This is a genomic window from Blautia acetigignens (assembly GCF_025566865.1).
GTDB lineage: Bacteria > Bacillota > Clostridia > Lachnospirales > Lachnospiraceae > Blautia_A > Blautia_A acetigignens.
This window is the reverse complement of sequence record NZ_JAOQJM010000012.1, coordinates 13,342-28,947: the sequence shown is the minus strand read 5'-3', so window position 1 is coordinate 28,947 and position 15,606 is coordinate 13,342. Positions and strand designations below refer to the sequence as shown.

14 protein-coding genes are annotated in these 15,606 nt (G+C 47.9%); all 14 read right to left on the bottom strand.

All coding sequences use genetic code 11. From position 1 onward, the window contains the following. Window positions 1–54 precede the first annotated feature (54 nt). The 14 genes from OCV70_RS13500 to rnr all read right to left on the bottom strand — a co-directional run bounded on the left by OCV70_RS13500 (window position 55) and on the right by rnr (window position 15,538). The gene (locus OCV70_RS13500) at window positions 55–849 is read right to left on the bottom strand and encodes a phosphatidate cytidylyltransferase (RefSeq protein WP_021926579.1); all 795 of its coding nucleotides are present in this window, start codon (window positions 847–849) and stop codon (window positions 55–57) included. A gap of 1 nt (window position 850) precedes the next feature. Beyond that, window positions 851–1,597 (bottom strand): isoprenyl transferase, encoded by a 747-nt coding sequence (locus OCV70_RS13495; RefSeq protein WP_262579786.1) that lies wholly within the window; start codon window positions 1,595–1,597, stop codon window positions 851–853. A gap of 71 nt (window positions 1,598–1,668) precedes the next feature. After that, window positions 1,669–2,223, bottom strand: a complete 555-nt coding sequence (frr, locus tag OCV70_RS13490; protein ID WP_021926581.1) for a ribosome recycling factor — start codon at window positions 2,221–2,223, stop codon at window positions 1,669–1,671. Window positions 2,224–2,312: 89 nt separating this feature from the next. Continuing rightward, a complete protein-coding gene (gene pyrH / locus OCV70_RS13485; RefSeq protein WP_117853560.1) occupies window positions 2,313–3,008 on the bottom strand; it encodes a UMP kinase in 696 nt (231 codons plus the stop codon). 38 nt (window positions 3,009–3,046) lie between these two features. Beyond that, window positions 3,047–4,015 (bottom strand): hypothetical protein, encoded by a 969-nt coding sequence (locus tag OCV70_RS13480; protein ID WP_202031113.1) that lies wholly within the window; start codon window positions 4,013–4,015, stop codon window positions 3,047–3,049. 180 nt (window positions 4,016–4,195) lie between these two features. Further along, window positions 4,196–4,936, bottom strand: coding sequence for a response regulator transcription factor (locus OCV70_RS13475; RefSeq protein ID WP_262579774.1), 741 nt, complete (start codon window positions 4,934–4,936; stop codon window positions 4,196–4,198). Window positions 4,937–5,071: 135 nt separating this feature from the next. Beyond that, complete coding sequence (locus OCV70_RS13470; protein WP_021926585.1) at window positions 5,072–5,908, bottom strand: carbohydrate ABC transporter permease; 837 nt, start codon at window positions 5,906–5,908, stop codon at window positions 5,072–5,074. 43 nt (window positions 5,909–5,951) lie between these two features. Beyond that, the gene (locus tag OCV70_RS13465; RefSeq protein WP_173768059.1) at window positions 5,952–6,755 is read right to left on the bottom strand and encodes a carbohydrate ABC transporter permease; all 804 of its coding nucleotides are present in this window, start codon (window positions 6,753–6,755) and stop codon (window positions 5,952–5,954) included. Between the two features lie 137 nt (window positions 6,756–6,892). Next, complete coding sequence (locus OCV70_RS13460) at window positions 6,893–8,548, bottom strand: ABC transporter substrate-binding protein (RefSeq protein WP_021926587.1); 1,656 nt, start codon at window positions 8,546–8,548, stop codon at window positions 6,893–6,895. Then, window positions 8,548–9,978 carry a phosphoglucomutase/phosphomannomutase family protein gene (locus OCV70_RS13455; protein WP_117853501.1) on the bottom strand — a complete coding sequence of 477 codons (1,431 nt, stop codon included), beginning with the start codon at window positions 9,976–9,978 and terminating at the stop codon, window positions 8,548–8,550. Before OCV70_RS13455 ends, OCV70_RS13460 begins: the two co-directional genes overlap by 1 nt. Beyond that, window positions 9,975–11,924, bottom strand: coding sequence for a GH36-type glycosyl hydrolase domain-containing protein (locus OCV70_RS13450; protein ID WP_262579771.1), 1,950 nt, complete (start codon window positions 11,922–11,924; stop codon window positions 9,975–9,977). Before OCV70_RS13450 ends, OCV70_RS13455 begins: the two co-directional genes overlap by 4 nt. Before the next feature lie 188 nt (window positions 11,925–12,112). Further along, window positions 12,113–12,601 carry an acyl-CoA thioesterase gene (locus OCV70_RS13445; RefSeq protein WP_021926590.1) on the bottom strand — a complete coding sequence of 163 codons (489 nt, stop codon included), beginning with the start codon at window positions 12,599–12,601 and terminating at the stop codon, window positions 12,113–12,115. Between the two features lie 12 nt (window positions 12,602–12,613). Continuing rightward, window positions 12,614–13,084 (bottom strand): SsrA-binding protein SmpB, encoded by a 471-nt coding sequence (smpB, locus tag OCV70_RS13440; RefSeq protein WP_021926591.1) that lies wholly within the window; start codon window positions 13,082–13,084, stop codon window positions 12,614–12,616. Window positions 13,085–13,138: 54 nt separating this feature from the next. Then, window positions 13,139–15,538 (bottom strand): ribonuclease R, encoded by a 2,400-nt coding sequence (rnr, locus tag OCV70_RS13435; RefSeq protein WP_244096275.1) that lies wholly within the window; start codon window positions 15,536–15,538, stop codon window positions 13,139–13,141. Window positions 15,539–15,606: the final 68 nt, after the last annotated feature.

The following is a 15,606-nucleotide window of genomic DNA, read 5'->3' as shown; positions in this document are numbered from 1 at the left end:
TCAATATGAACCACTTCCGGAAAACCTCGCCTCAAGGCATCCATGTTTCCAGGATCAGATTCCCAGCACCAGCTTCGCCAGGAAGTAAATGGCAGGTGCGGTAAAGATCACACTGTCAAAACGGTCCAGAATTCCGCCATGTCCCGGAATCAGTTTGCCATAGTCCTTGATTCCCTGGTTTCTCTTAATTGCAGAAGCTGCAAGGTCTCCTACCATAGAAATCAAAGCGCCCACTGCACAGATCAGGGCATACTCTGCCATAGGGCCGCCTGTAGCAGCTGCGTAGATCACGCCCAGAAGAGCTGCTCCTGCCACGCCGCCGATTCCGCCTTCCACAGATTTCTTCGGGCTTAAAACAGGTGCCATCTTGTGCTTGCCGATCAGCATTCCCACGCAGTATGCACAGGTATCACATCCCCATGAACAAAGGAAGATCAGCCATACCAGGAATTTGCCATCCGGCAGGTTTCTGGTAAGATAAATAAAGGAAAGCATCACTGCCACATATACCACGCCGAAAAATGCAGGCATTACCTGCTCGGCATGAAAACGGGGATAATTAAATACATACACAAACATAAAGATCATGAACGCAATAATAACGCCCATCATTCCATATTTCTCAAAATCTGCTGCCATCAGCACATAATAGATCACAGCACCTAAGTATCCTGCAATTTCCAGTGCGTTAAACTGATCTGTGCGAACCTTCATGGCCTTATACAGCTCCTGCATTCCGATCAGGGAAATGCCAAGCAGTGTGAAGAACAGCACGTAGCCGCCGCTGATAATGGTGAGAAGCGCCACTGCCACCAGCACGATTCCGCTTAACAGTCGTGTCTTAAACATGTTATTCCTCCTTCACTCCGCCGTATCTTCTGTCTCTTTGATTATATTTCTCGATAGCCTGTATTAATTCTGGTTTGTGGAAATCTGGCCATGCCACATCGGTAAAATAAAATTCCGTGTAGGCCAGCTGCCACATCAGGAAATTGGAAAGCCGCTGCTCCCCGCTGGTGCGGATCAGAAGATCCGGGTCCGGCACGCCTGCTGTGTCCAGATAGCTTTCAATCCTGCTCTCTGTCACCTCATCCGGTGAAAGCTTTCCGTCGGCTACATCCTGGGCCATTTTTTTCATGCCTCTTGTGATCTCATCACGGCTTCCGTAATTCATGGCAATCTGGAAATACAGCTCATCGTAATCCTTGGAAAACTCCTCCAGCTTGTGGATGCTCTCCTGGATATCCGGTGCAAAAGCAGAAATATCACCGATGATCTTGATCTTCATCTTATTGTCTCTGGAAATCTTAATACACTTCTTCAGATAGCTGCGGAACAGCTTCATCAGACCGTCTACTTCCTCCCTGGAACGCTTCCAGTTCTCTGTGGAAAAAGCGTAGACCGTCAGGTATTTCACGCCCAGATCCTTAATATCATAGCAGACCTGCTCCAGATTGGCGCAGCCTTTTATATGTCCATAGCCGCGGGGCATTCCCTTTGCCTTCGCCCAGCGTCCGTTTCCATCCAGGATGATGGCAATATGATTGGGTACGTTCATAGTTCTCTCCCTGTTCTTTCGTTTTTCTTTATAAGGCAGAAGAGAGCTCTTTTCCAGAGCTCTCTTTACGCTGTTTCCCTGCAAAAGGGGCAGACAGCAGACATATCCTTTTATACAGTCATAATCTCTTTTCCCTTGAGTTCAACTGCTGCATCTACATCCTTGATGTATTTGTCTGTAAGCTTCTGGATCTTGTCTTCCAGTTCTTTGATCTCGTCCTCGGATACATCCTCTTCTTTTTTCAGTTTCTTGTATGCATCGTTGGCATCACGGCGGATGTTGCGGACTGCAACCTTGGCAGCTTCGCCTTTTTTCTTGATATCCTTTACAAGATCTTTACGGCGCTCCTCTGTAAGCTCCGGGAAAATAAGGCGGATCACTTTACCATCGTTGTTCGGGTTCAGTCCCAGGTCAGAGGTAAGGATTGCTTTCTCGATTCCCTTGATCAGGCTGGATTCCCATGGCTGGATCTGGATCATACGTGCTTCCGGAACGGTAATATTGGCTACCTGCTGAAGAGGTGTTGGACTTCCGTAATAGTCTACGGTCAGCTTGTCCAGAATGTGCGGGTTGGCGCGTCCTGCACGGATCGTAGCCAGCTCTGCCTCAAGGCTTGCCAGTGTTTTTTTCATTTTCTCTTCATACTTCTGAATTCTTTCATCCATGTATTTAATCTCCCTCTAAAATATTTTTGTAATCCTAACTTGATATCCACGAATTGCTCCGCTGCAAAGCAGCTCCCGCAATCCTCCGATTATACAGTCACCTTAGTTCCTGTAAATTTGCCGTGAACGGTATTGATAATGCTGTTTTCCTCATCAAGGGCAAATACCAGCATCGGCATCTTCTGCTCCAGGCACATAATAGATGCGGTCAGGTCCATGGCTGCAAGCTTCTTGTCAACAACCTCCTGGATGGAGATCTCGTCATATTTCACTGCATTTGGGTTCACCTTCGGGTCGCTGTCATAGATACCGTCAACAGCCTTGGCAAGAAGGATGGCCTCTGCTTCGATCTCAACTGCACGAAGAACAGTAGCGGTATCTGTGGAGAAATACGGATGTCCGGTACCGCCGGCAAAGAATACCAGCTTGCCCTGTGCAAAGCTCTCCTCCACGCTGTCCTTGGAATACAGCTTGGTAAATGCGCCGCATGCAAATGGAGTGTAGATCTCAGTCTGCATTCCGGTATATCTGCAAAGGTCAGATACATAGATGCAGTTCATAATGGTTGCAAGCATTCCGATCTGGTCTGCCTTGCTGCGGTCGATGGTCTCGCTGGTACGTCCTCTCCAGAAGTTTCCACCGCCGATCACGATTCCAATCTGTACGCCTTCGTCAGAAATTGCCTTGATCTGCTTGGCTACAGCCAGAACTGTTGCCTCGTCAAATCCTGTTTTCTTCGGGCCTGCAAGAGCCTCTCCGCTTAATTTTAATAATACTCTTTTCATTTCCATTCTTTTGTCCTGCCTTATATTTTAATAATGAATTACCAAACACCTGCAACAACTTCGTTGCCGCTTTCATCTACTGTAGTAGAAACTGTGAAAGTATCGTAATAATGATAGCCGGTCTCACCTGTCTCTGGCTCATTCTCATAGTCGCTTCCATTGGCCTCACCGAGAGCTGCAATCAGACTGGAAAGAGGCTGGCCGATATAGGACTTCGCCTGGTCTGCGGTAGGACCGTCATTACTGCCTGGATTATCCGGAACCGGTGTAGCAGTCGGATCAGCTGCCGGATTGTTCGGAGTCGGTGTGGCAGTTGGAGCTGCCGTGCTGTTCGGAACCGGTGTCGCTGTCGGGTCCGGAGTCTCATCGTCCTCCTCATCACTGCTGCTGTCATCCAGTCCCAGGCGCTTCTTCACCTCATTCAGAGTAGAAGTCTCCTTCTTGCTGGATGCAGTGAGATAAGTCGCATACGGGATCGCGTCATCTCCGCTTCCATCCATCTTCAAAGTGATCTGTGTGATGGTCGTAAGAGGAAGCTTGCGGAAATAGCAGTCTGTCAGGCTGTCGTCTGCATACACAATGCGGATATCAAAGCTTGTCACTGTCTTTCCTGAAGCGTCCTTCACGTTCTTATCGTAGTAATAAAGTGCCTTGTCATCGTCTTTCAGGGTAAATAATCCCTTGATCAGCTCATCTCCCCAGTCATCATCGTCATCTGTAGTTGGACGCACATAAATACCTGCAATATCAGAGCCTGTTTCATTAACAATAATCAGCTTGGATGCTGTAGTAGTCTTATCACCGATCACATTCTTAATATCGCTGTCATCTGACTTCTGCATATCAACCAGTGTGCCTTCATCATTGCCTGCTGTATCTGTATTCTCAGCAGGGGTTACAGTTGCCTGTGCTTCCTGCTTGGGTTCTTCGGTTTTCTTCTTACCGCATCCGACTGCTGTTATTGCAGTTATCATAATCGCTGCAAGAATTAAGTAACGTTTTTTCATAATATATTCCTCCCACAAAACGGAACCAGTGCAGCGAAAGTTCAGGATCCGCCATGCCAGTTCTCCACTTTTTGTTCTCCATTATTATTACAGAGTATGGCAGACTTGTCAACCGAAGGCGGAATGATTTCATACAATTTTTAGACTTTTCGATGTTTTCTGTACATTTATAAAAAAGCTTCAAAGCCTTGTATTTCGATATTCATTGGCAGAAATTCCCTCCATTTTCTTGAACACCCTGGAAAAATGAGCCACATCTGTGAAGCCTACCATTTCTGAAATATCAACAATGCGAAGCTGCATTTCCTTCAGAAGCTCTTTGGCATGCTCCACCCGGATCTGATTCAAGATCTCGGAGAAATTCCGGTTCTCATGTTTATTCAGAAGCTTACTCAAATGCCACTGGCTTACATAGTTTTTTTCCGCAACCAGAGCCAGCGTCAGCTTCTCATTGTAATGCTCTTCCATATAAGCAAGGGCATTTTTCACAATAAAGCTTCCTGCGCTGTTCTCTTCCTGACTCTCCTCATGGGAAGCCACGCCCTTTTTCTTCAGGTTCTCTGCCATCACAGCAAGAGCCTCCTCGATTTCCTCCAGCTTGGAAGGCTTAAGCAAAAATCTGCACACTCCAAGGCGGATGGACTCCTGGCAATAATCAAAATCCCGAAATCCGGTAAGAATGCTGATCTGCATATCCGGAAATTCGGATTTCAAAGCTGCGATCATTTTCAGCCCGTCCAGTCCGGGCATGGAAATATCCGTAAAAATAATATCCGGCCTCTTCTCCCGGATGGTAACAAGTCCTTCTTTTCCACCGTAGGCACAGGCTGTTACGCAGCAGTCATATTTTTCCCAGGGAACCAGTTTGGAAATTCCCTCTACAATAATCGGTTCATCGTCAATGATCACTACATGGTACATTTCTTTTTTCCTCCCCCATTACAGCAGTTTTTGCTGTATTTCTATTATACCCGAAAGCCGGATCCAGGTCAAAATTTCCGGACAGCAAAAAACGGGAAATTGTCTTTTCCAACAATTCCCCAGCCCTTTGCCTTTTTAACCTTTTACAGCTCCAGCTGTCATACCTTTTACAATATATTTCTGCAAGCATACATACACGATCAGAAGCGGAACTACTACCAGTGTTACAACCGCTGCCATCAGACCGTAGTTGGTACCCTCTTTGGAAGAAATTTCAAGAAGAAGTCTTGTGATCGCCCACTCATCCTTGTTTCTCAGGAAGAACTGCTGGGTAAAAAGATCGTTGTAGCTCCAGAGGAAGCTGAAGATTCCAACAGCTGCAAAAGACGGTTTGGTAAGAGGCATAATCACCTTGAAGAAGATCTGGTAGGCATTGCAGCCTTCCATAAACGCCGCTTCCTCAAGATCAATAGGCAGGCTTCGTATGTATCCCGTAAGCACCACGATGGCAAATGCCATATTTCCTGCGATCTGGGGAAGGATTACGGATAACAGCGACATCCAGGTTTTGCCTGAGCCTGCGATTCCCCATCCGAACTCCATGCGGAATACCGGAATGATCGTGGAAAAAACCGGGAACATCATAGCCGCAATTACAATATTGTACAGAAGCTTGCTGCCCTTAAAGCTGTATCTTACCAGAGCGAAAGACGCCATGCCAGCCAGCAGGATCACCACTGCTGCCACACATCCTGAAATAATAATGCTGTTCTTATACGCATTGAGAATGTTCATTTTGGAGAATGCGTCTGTGTAGTTGGCTGTTGTAAACAGCTTTCCCAATGGAAGGGAAAAAGCATCGGACATGATCATTTTCTTGTCCTTAAAGGAGTTTGAAATTACCCAGAAGATCGGATAAATGGTCGTAACCGCCCAGAAGATCAGAACGATATAAATGAGGAATGTATTCACACTCTTAATATGATTTTTTTCATTTTTTGTTCCTCCTTCTGGATCAATAGTCCCGTTCCTTGAAAATTTTGTTGACCACCTTTGAAAGGATCACGCCAAGGATTACAATGAAAAACGCGATTGCAGAGCTGTAATCAATGTCAGGTGCCTGCATGGTCTTATAATACATATAGGTTCCTGTCAGCCAGGTTTTTCCAAGAGGTGCCCCATTTGGGAACATCACCCATGGAAGATCGAATACCTTCAATGCTACTGTCACTGCAAGTACGGCGCAGGTACAGACCACATTGTGAAGCAGCGACCAGGAAATATATCTTACCTTCTGCCATCTGGTTGCTCCGTCAATGGCTGCGGATTCGTACAGTTCTTCCGGAATGTTGTTCAGTCCGGTTACCAGAATGATGAAGTAGAATCCTACATACTGCCAGACAACCGGAGTCATCATAACCGTCAGCGGATACAGCTCCTTCCAGTTGGTCTTCTCTCCAACCAGCTGACTGAGCATTCCTCCGTCATACTGGAAGATCAGGTTGAACAGAACACCAAGTGCAGTTGCAGAAATGACGATTGGGAAAAAGTATACGATACGGAAAAACTTGGTTCCTCTTTTTACGTTATCTACCAGCATTGCCAGGATAACGGCCAGTCCTACCTCACCGAACAGGGTAACAAAGATCATGATCACGGTATTTTTCAGTGCCACTCTCATGTTTGGATCAGTGAGCAGTTCCGCATAGTTTTTATAAAATGGATTGTTGACCCCTTTGGCTCCTCCGCCCAGATTCCGGATCTTCATAAAGCTGTTTACAATGTTCTGAAGGAACGGATAGTAGAGAAATACTGCCATGAAAAGAAACGCAGGAATCAGAAACACCCATGCAGGTTTTTTATTCTTATATACGTTCACAGTAACACCCCTTTCTTATAAAAGAGCCGGAGAAGCGTCTCCTCCGGCCCATTTGCTGCTTTCATTTTTCAGGGTGCTTATTCTGCATTTTCCTCAATGATATCAAGCATTTCCTGCAGAGCGTCTGTGATCTCAGTCTGTCCTTCTACGATCTGAGGCATGTTGTCGAAGATCGGAGCTCTCTCATCCTGTGTAACAAGATCCTGTACAGCGCCTGTGATGCCAGTGGTGTCCTTCGGCATTGCAAGGGCATCTTTTTCCAGGTTGGTAAGGCTGCTCTCGTCAATCTCTGCACCGTTTTTCAGAGCGGTGGTAGCGGTTCCTGCAAAAGCAGATACGGTTTCATCGCTGATGAATTTCTCTACAAGAGATACAGCTGCGTCACGTTTTGCTTCGTCTTCCCAGCATTTTGTGGAAATATACCATCCGGAGGAAAGACCGCCGATAATGTCTGTGCTCTTTCTGTCACCGTTTCCAGGTACATAAGTTACGGTAAAGTTGTCAATGTCATCGGTTCCTTCTTTGATACCGCCCATTTTCCAGGAGCCGTCAAGATAGAATGCAGATTTACCTTCCAGGAAGCTCTGGAATACCTCGTCACCGGTTGCAGTGTTGGTGTTCTCGGATAAGAATCCTTTCTCATAGAGGTCCTTGATATCTGCAAGACCAGCCTGCCAAGCCTCTCCGGCTGCATCGTCAACAGCTTCCGGAACTGTGGTGTGTGTCTTTGCGCTGTCGTGATTGTAAATTGCAAACTCGAACCAGTAGTGCGGCTCTTTTGCAAGGGAAGTAGCGATTGGGGTATAGCCTGCGTTCTTGATCACCTGGCAGGTCTCAAGGAACTGATCCCATGTGGTGTCTGCGGTAGGAATCTCAGCACCGGCAGCTTCCATAACTGCTTTGTTTACGTAAAGGCCTTCCCAGTAGCCATAGAATGGAACTGCGTACTGTACGCCGTCTGCCGGGGATGCCGGAATCATGTCATCTTTCATATTGGAAGCATATTCCGGATACTCAGCGCGGATGTCCTCGATGGAAACAACCTTGCCAGCTTCTACAAACGGATTGCCGGATATGTTCAGCTGCACATGGAAATCCTCCCATGCAGTTTTCACAGGCTCAAAACAGTAGTTAACATTCACCCGGCTCACCAAAATTCCCCATGCGGTAAAGCTGCGGTCCATCATGTTGCGGACAATGTAAAAGCCGTTGTCTGTTTTCAGAAATCCCACAGCCGTATCCAGGCTTTTGGCCAGCTCTAATACCTGATCCCGGTCCTGGCTGAAAAAGTGCTGGATCATGCCATAACTTCCCCCGGTACCAAAGTTATAGCTTGTATAATGTTTATTCAGCGGATCTTCTTTTAGCATCAATACGGTAAAAATATTATTTTTCTTGTGTGAGTACTGCGCATTCAGATAATTCTGTACTCCATTGGAAAAAATACGCTCTCCGCTGGAGCCTTGCCTTCTATATTGCCTGTACTGTTCAAACAGGGTACCGTCATAGGTAGCCTGGCGGGAGTCTGCGATGGCCCCGTTCAGGCGCTCTGCGCAGGTCCGGGTATTCAGCCCGGCCTGTGCAGCAAGACGTTCCATCTGGTTCTCCCGCTGAGTGATCAGCATGTAGGACCCGACCAGTCCAATGATCACCAGGAACGGAAGTACCCAGCACAGCAGCATAATTTTTGCAAATTTCCATTTCAGAGAGCGTATTTTTTTATCTTTATTCATTATTTTAATTCCAGAAACTCCTCAAAGATGTCCACCAGTTCCATGGCAGCCAGCTTACTTTCCATCTCACAGAATATGCGCAGTAAAGGTTCTGTTCCGGAAAAACGTGCTATGATCCATCCTCCATTCTGGAAATATACCTTGCAGCCATCCAGATAGGATACCTTGCTGATGGCATAAGGCAGCTTCGGCAAAAGTTTGTCGATCATCAGAGTCTTGTGGATCTGTTCCTTTCGAAGCGGGGTAAAGCGGTAATCCCGCTCCACCATATGGATTTCCCCATATTCCTGCTCAATTTCCTTTGCAATCTCAGAAAGCTTTTTGCCTGTGACCGCGATCATCTCCACCAGCAGGGAAGCTGCATAGATGCCGTCCTTGCCGTTAATATGTCCTCTCACAGTAAGACCGCCAGAGGATTCTCCTCCGATCACAGCGTCTGTCTCCTGCATTTTTGCGGAAATGTACTTAAAGCCTACAGGAACTTCGCAGCATTCCTGTCCAAAGCTTTCGGCCACACGGTCAAGCATATGGGTAGTTGCCACATTACGGACCACCGGACCTGACCATCCCTTATATTTTACCAGATAATAGTACAAAAGTACAAGGATATCGTTGGGGTGAAGGAATCTTCCTGTGTCATCAATGACGCCGATCCGGTCTGCATCTCCGTCTGTGGCAATTCCGATATCGCAGTAGCGGTCCAGCACATAATTCTGCAGCGGACGAAGGGTGGTGGCATTGGGTGCCGGAAGCTTTCCGCCAAACAGGGTGTCATGGCGTTCGTGGATGGTCTCCACCTCGCATCTTGCAATGGACAGAATCGTCTTCAAAGAAGTCTGACTGACGCCGTAAAGGGGATCTAATGCCACCCGAAGGCCTCTGTCCCGGATGGCCTGCATATTGATCCTGGAAATAATGCTGTCAATGTACTCGTTCAGGGGATTAAATTCCACAACCAACCCGGCATTTTTCGCTTCCTCGTAATCCATGCGGGGAACTGCTTTGCCAGCCTCTATGTCTGCTTCCACGTTCCGGATGTAGTTTTCGATTTCCTGGGTCTGCTCCTGATCTGCGTCCCTGCCCCCTCTTGTGAACACCTTGATTCCATTGTAAATAGCAGGGTTGTGGCTTGCAGTCACCATCATTCCGTAAGGCAGGTCATGTGCCATCACGTAGTACATGATCAGCGGCGTTGGTGAGGATTTGTTTACAAACCAGCTGCGGATGCCGTTTGCCGCCAGCGTCTCGCAGGCCCACTTAACCGATTCCTTGGAAAGGAAGCGGCGGTCATAGCCAATGCAAAGTCCCTGGTCTGCCACTCCCTCATCCTGCATTTTCCTGGAAAGCGCTTCTGCCAGGATCTGGATATTCGCTCTCGTAAACTCATCTCCGATAACGGCTCGCCAGCCGCCTGTACCGAACTTTATCATTTTGCTTCCTCCTTCTCATCTTGGGTGCTTCCCATTACGATCCGCACCTTGTGTGTGCTTCCGGCTTCCTGTACCGGTATTTTTTCCGTCAGGGCTCCATCCAGGAAAATCTGGCACACGCCCTTGGATACATGCTCCGGATTTTCTACCGTAATGTCATACTGTGCACCCCGCCACTGTCTGGTCAGGGTAAAGCCATCCCAGCCCTTTGGAATGCAGGGATCGATTTCAAGAGCATCCATGCCGGGGCGGATTCCAAGCATGTAATGCGTTGCGGAATAGTAAGCCCAGCCGCCGGTTCCAGTCATAAAGGGATGTCTGGCCCTTCCAAAAGCGGTGTGATCTTTTCCCACAACAAACTGGCAGTAGGAATAAGGCTCCGCCTCACGGATCTCGATCTTATCATTCTGATAGTACGGACAAAGAGCGTGGTAAAATTCCATGGCACTCTCTCCGCCGCCTAAGTTCAGACAGTCGTTCCAGTCTGCACGAAGGCCTTTGCAGATGCCGTCCTCTCCCACCTGCCTGCAGGAGAAATCCAGGATTCGTTTCATATGTTCATAAACGCTTCCTTCACCGCCGTCTGCATAGGTATAGATCTCATCCAGGAAAGAAAACTCTCCCGTTTCTTTTATGTATTCATTGATGGAAGCCACCAGCCACAGGGCATCGTCCGAGCAGGTGTCCTCAATTCCGTGAATCATATCGTCAAGCTTAGGAGTTGGCACAACGGTAGGTGATTTAAAAGGCTTTTTGCCTTTTTCTTCCGGGTCGAACCACTCCGGCTGGAACAGATGAAGTCCGTAGCCTTCCTTTACCAGGCCGCGAAGAAGCTCCACAATTCTCTGGCGGCATTTCTCCGGGTTGGAATGAGGAACGGTCATGGAACCCTGTGAGGTGTCACGATAGCCAAGTCCGGTACGTCCGCCTACCTCAATAAAGGATGCAAATCTGGAGAACATAATATTGACCTCTGCCTGGTACAGGGTCCAGGTGTTGATCAGGGTGTTCATACCCTCATCCGGGGTATGGATCTGCAGGCGGTTGATCTTCTTGTCCCAGCATACCTTCAGCTGCTCATAGACATGGTCTGCCGCCGGACCGTTTGCATATTTGGCACGGATTTTCTTTCCATTTTCCCTGGTACCCTCTCCCAGAAGGAAAATCACACGCACTTCTTCTCCTGGCTTCAGAACCAGCTGTTTGTGCAGAGCGCCGCAATGGTTGTTTCCAAGCTCGCTGCTGCCGCTTAAATGGCCGTTCTCAACTCCAATGGGATTGTCCTCCGTGCGGTAACTGCCAATAAATTTATCTCTCAGACAGTCGTAGCTGTCCGGTGTAAAATCCGCTGTGAAAAACTGATATCCGAACTCCTCGTAGAACAGGTCGCACTCAATGATTCCGTCCTCATAAGAAGAACCGGACGCATACATACTCATCTGGAAATTCTGGTTATCCATGGCAATCTGATGGAAGGAAAATTCCAGATAGGAAAAAACGCTGAGCTTACGGGTGCGGTCGCTGTTGTTTTTGATCCGCACATCCCAGATTTCCACCGGGTCGTCCATGGCTACAGACATTTTCTGGGAGGCAAAGATGTCGCTATAATCGCATTCATAGACGGAATAGGACATGCCGTGGCGGCAGGTATACTTCGCCTGATCAAGGGGCTTGCCAACCGGCTGCCAGGAGACGCTCCAGTAATCCCCGCTCTCGTCATCTCTCAAATATACATAGTGTCCAGGCCGGTCCATGGGAACTCCGTTTGGACGGAACCTGGTGATCCTGTGGTACTCCGGTGATTTGTAGAAAATATACCCTCCTGCTGTGTGGTTCAATACTGCACACATATCCTTCACGCCAATGTAGTTGGTCCATGAGGTGGGAAGGTCTACACGGTCAATCACATATTCCCTGTTTTCATTATCAAAATGTCCATACTGCATAAGAAATCCTCCTGTTATCCCCAATCTTTATTCTCATTATAGGATTTTTTGCCGGACTTCGGAATGTTTGCTTATGGGAAAAATTGTCTATACTTGTGCAAGAAAAACAGCTCTTTGAAAACCAGGAAAATAAAAAGGAACCAGAAGCAGAATTTCTTCTGCTATGGTTCCTTTCCGGAATTTGATCATCAGAATCCGGCGTCTCTTCTTTCTTTGCGCATTTCCCTGCGAAGAAGTGCTGCCTCGTGGCGGCCTTTCTCGGCCTCTGTGCGGATGAGAAGTCCCGGGATGGGCGTGGGCCGTTCCTTCTCGTTTACTGCCACCATCACGGAAAATGCACGGTTCACCATGTAGCGCATTCCATCTGAACGCTCCACGTAAGAATCGATTTCCACCTCCATGGAAGTGTTGCCCACATAAGTCACATAGCCGATCATCACAAGGATCTCGCCCTCATAGACAGGCTCCTTGAACTGCAGATTATCCACAGCTGCAGTGGTCACACGGTAAGTGCCGCAGTGGCGCATGGCAACCACGCCGGATACCTCATCCACCCACTGCATCAGCATTCCGCCGAACAGCCTTCCTCCTGCATTCAGATGCTGGTGCATGATCAGATGCACCTGCTCCGTACGGGAATCATCCACCGTTTTCATCACACGTTTTTTCTCTTCCATACCTGACCTCTTCTAATAAAGATTTTTCACTTTAAAATCACGCTCAGCTTCTCTTCTCTGATCCTTCTTGGCGATGTCCTGGCGTTTGTCATAAAGCTTCTTACCTCTTGCCATACCGATTTCAACCTTTACTAGGCTGTCCTTGAAATAGACCTTGATCGGCACAAGGGTCAGTCCTTTTTCCTTCAGCTTTGCTTCCATTTTGTTAATTTCGCTGCGATGAAGCAGAAGCTTGCGAATGCGCAGGGGATCCTTGTTGAAAATATTTCCTTTTTCATATGGACTGATATTCATTCCGTAAATATAAACCTCTCCATTCTGGATTCGCACAAAGGATTCCTTTACGCTGCATTTTCCCATGCGAAGGGATTTTACTTCCGTTCCTGCAAGGGCGATTCCAGCCTCATAAGTATCCTCGATAAAATAATCGTGAAAGGCCTTTTTATTATTTGCAATCAGTTTGATTCCTGGTTTCTTTGCCATAAGTTCCTCCCTGTATGGATTGTCACCTGTAGGTGACACTAATCATAATACTATTTACCAGTCATGCTGCTCTGCCAGAACAAAATCTACTGTCTTAAGCATTGTATCTGCCTCTGCCACACGCACGCGCACCTTCTGTCCCAGGGCAAAAACCTTTCCGGTCACATCTCCCCGCAGCTCATAGGCGTCCTGATCAAAGGTATAGTAATCATCTCTCAGCGTATTTACGTGTACCAGTCCCTCTACGGTATTGGGAAGCTCCACATAAAAGCCCCATCCGGTAACGCCGGAAATGATTCCCTCAAATTCTTCTCCAATATGATAGGACATATACTCTGCCTTTTTCAGTTTATCGGATTCTCTTTCTGCCTCATCTGCACGGCGCTCGCATACACTTGACTGTCTTGCCACATCCTCAAGGATTTCCTTATAGTGTTCTGTCTTTCCTTCCCTTTCCAGACGTCCCCGCAGCTTATCCTTAATGATTCTGTGGATCTGAAGATCCGGATAGCGACGAATGGGGGAGGTAAAATGGCAGTAATATTTGGCTGCCAGCCCAAAATGGCCACTGCACTCAGTGGTATACTTGGCCTGCTTCATGGTACGAAGGGTCAGGCGGCTGATCTGTGGTTCATTTGGAAGTCCCTCAATGCCCTCAAGAATCGTCTGAATCTCCTTTGGAGTAATCTCCTGTCCCATTTTCTGCACCGTAACACCCTGATTGTGAAGCAGAGTGAGAAGGCTTTCCACCTTCTCCGGATCCGGATTCTCGTGGGTACGGTATACAAACGGCATATCGTCTCTGCAGCACTCTTCTGCCACTGTCTCGTTTGCCATGAGCATGAAATCCTCAATGATCCGGGTTGCCACATTTGCCTCGTAAGGCTTGATGTCAATGGCACGGCCTGCTGCATTGAGAATGATCTTGCTTTCCGGGAAATCAAAATCAATGGAACCTCTGTGGTGACGGTTTCCCCTCAGGATCTGGGAAAGCTCCTTCATCAGGAAAAACATGGGAACCAGATCTGCATACCGTTTCTTTGCTTCTTCGTCTGTATCTTCCAGAATATTTTTCACATCTGTATAATTCATTCGTTCATCCACACAGATCACCGTCTCTGCGATCTTGTGGGAAACCATATTGCCTTTTTCATCAATGTCCATCAGGCAGCTTAAGGTCAGCCTGTCCTGTCCCTGGTTCAAAGAACAGATGCCGTTGGAAAGCCGCTCCGGAAGCATGGGAATGACGCGGTCAGCCAGGTAAACGCTGGTTCCGCGCTTCAGTGCCTCACGGTCAAGGGCACTTCCTCCCTGGACATAGTTGCTGACATCTGCAATGTGAACACCCAGGTGATAGATGCCGTTCTTTTTGGTCAGGGTAACTGCATCGTCCAGATCCTTGGCATCCTCCCCGTCAATGGTGACGGTCTGAAGATGGCGAAGGTCCAGTCTTCCATCCCGGTCTGCATCCAGCACACGATCCGGCACGCGGTTCGCCTGTCGGATTACCTTCTCTGGGAATTCACTTGGAATACCGAAGCTTTTTACAATGGCAAGGATATCGGTTCCCGGTGCACGGCAGCTGCCAAGATTTTCCTTGATCCTGCCTTCCGGGTTGCGGTTCTTGCTTCCGTAGCTGGTGATCTCCACAACTACCTTATCTCCGTCCTTGATCCCATTTGAATCCTTGCGGGGAATGAATACATCCTTGGAAAACTTGGGATTGTCGCTGATCACAAAGCCAAAATCCCGGCTGTTCTCGTAGGTTCCCACGATTTCCGGCATGCCGCGTTCCAGGATCTTCACTACGATTCCTTCCCTGCGCCTGCCTTCCTGCGGCTCTTTTGTGATTATAACACGAACCTTGTCCTGATGCATAGCCGTTCCGGTGCAATCCTCGGGAATAAATACGTCATTTTCTTCGCCCTCTACTTCCACGAAGCCAAAGCCCTTGGGATGGCCGATGAAAGTTCCCTCTACAGACGGGCAGTCTGCGTATTCCGTTTCCAGGCGGGCAAGACGAATTTCCGAATCTTCCTCCTCATAACGTCTGCCAGAGCGCCTGTCCTCGTATCTGCCCCGGCCGTCACGTCCGTGGTCATTGCGGGAGCCATATTTCTCTTTGCGGTCCCCGGAATTTTTTTTTGATTTTCTTCCGGATGCTTCCTCCTTGTATTTGTCCAGGCGCTTCTCGGATTTCTCTTCTTTTCTTCTATGAAGCTTTTCTTTTCCGCGCTTTCTTCCGGTTACCTTAGAATAGCGGCCTTTGGAATCCAGGTCTGCCTTGCCCTCTGCTACCAGGTCATCCAGCACACGGTACAGATCCTTTTTCTCATCCTTGGAAAGGCGGAGCAGGCCTGCGATCTCCCGAAAGCGCATAGGCTGGTACACCGGGTCACCCAGAAGCTCCATCATAAATTTTTTTCGTTTGTCAAAATCTCTGTCTTTACTCATTTATCTCCTTTTCTATGTCAAACACACGTGCAATGAGGATATGTCGCCTGTCGGCGACATATCCATGA

Excerpts from the sequence above, each read along its gene's own strand:
- OCV70_RS13455 (WP_117853501.1), bottom strand. The coding sequence starts at position 9,978 with ATGATAAAGTTCGGTACAGGCGGCTGGCGAGCCGTTATCGGAGATGAG.
- pyrH (WP_117853560.1), bottom strand. The coding sequence starts at position 3,008 with ATGAAAAGAGTATTATTAAAATTAAGCGGAGAGGCTCTTGCAGGCCCG.
- frr (WP_021926581.1), bottom strand. The coding sequence starts at position 2,223 with ATGGATGAAAGAATTCAGAAGTATGAAGAGAAAATGAAAAAAACACTG.
- OCV70_RS13480 (WP_202031113.1), bottom strand. The coding sequence starts at position 4,015 with ATGAAAAAACGTTACTTAATTCTTGCAGCGATTATGATAACTGCAATA.
- OCV70_RS13450 (WP_262579771.1), bottom strand. The coding sequence starts at position 11,924 with ATGCAGTATGGACATTTTGATAATGAAAACAGGGAATATGTGATTGAC.
- OCV70_RS13465 (WP_173768059.1), bottom strand. The coding sequence starts at position 6,755 with ATGGCAGTATTTCTCTACTATCCGTTCCTTCAGAACATTGTAAACAGC.
- OCV70_RS13445 (WP_021926590.1), bottom strand. The coding sequence starts at position 12,601 with ATGGAAGAGAAAAAACGTGTGATGAAAACGGTGGATGATTCCCGTACG.
- OCV70_RS13500 (WP_021926579.1), bottom strand. The coding sequence starts at position 849 with ATGTTTAAGACACGACTGTTAAGCGGAATCGTGCTGGTGGCAGTGGCG.
- rnr (WP_244096275.1), bottom strand. The coding sequence starts at position 15,538 with ATGAGTAAAGACAGAGATTTTGACAAACGAAAAAAATTTATGATGGAG.
- OCV70_RS13475 (WP_262579774.1), bottom strand. The coding sequence starts at position 4,936 with ATGTACCATGTAGTGATCATTGACGATGAACCGATTATTGTAGAGGGA.
- smpB (WP_021926591.1), bottom strand. The coding sequence starts at position 13,084 with ATGGCAAAGAAACCAGGAATCAAACTGATTGCAAATAATAAAAAGGCC.
- OCV70_RS13460 (WP_021926587.1), bottom strand. The coding sequence starts at position 8,548 with ATGAATAAAGATAAAAAAATACGCTCTCTGAAATGGAAATTTGCAAAA.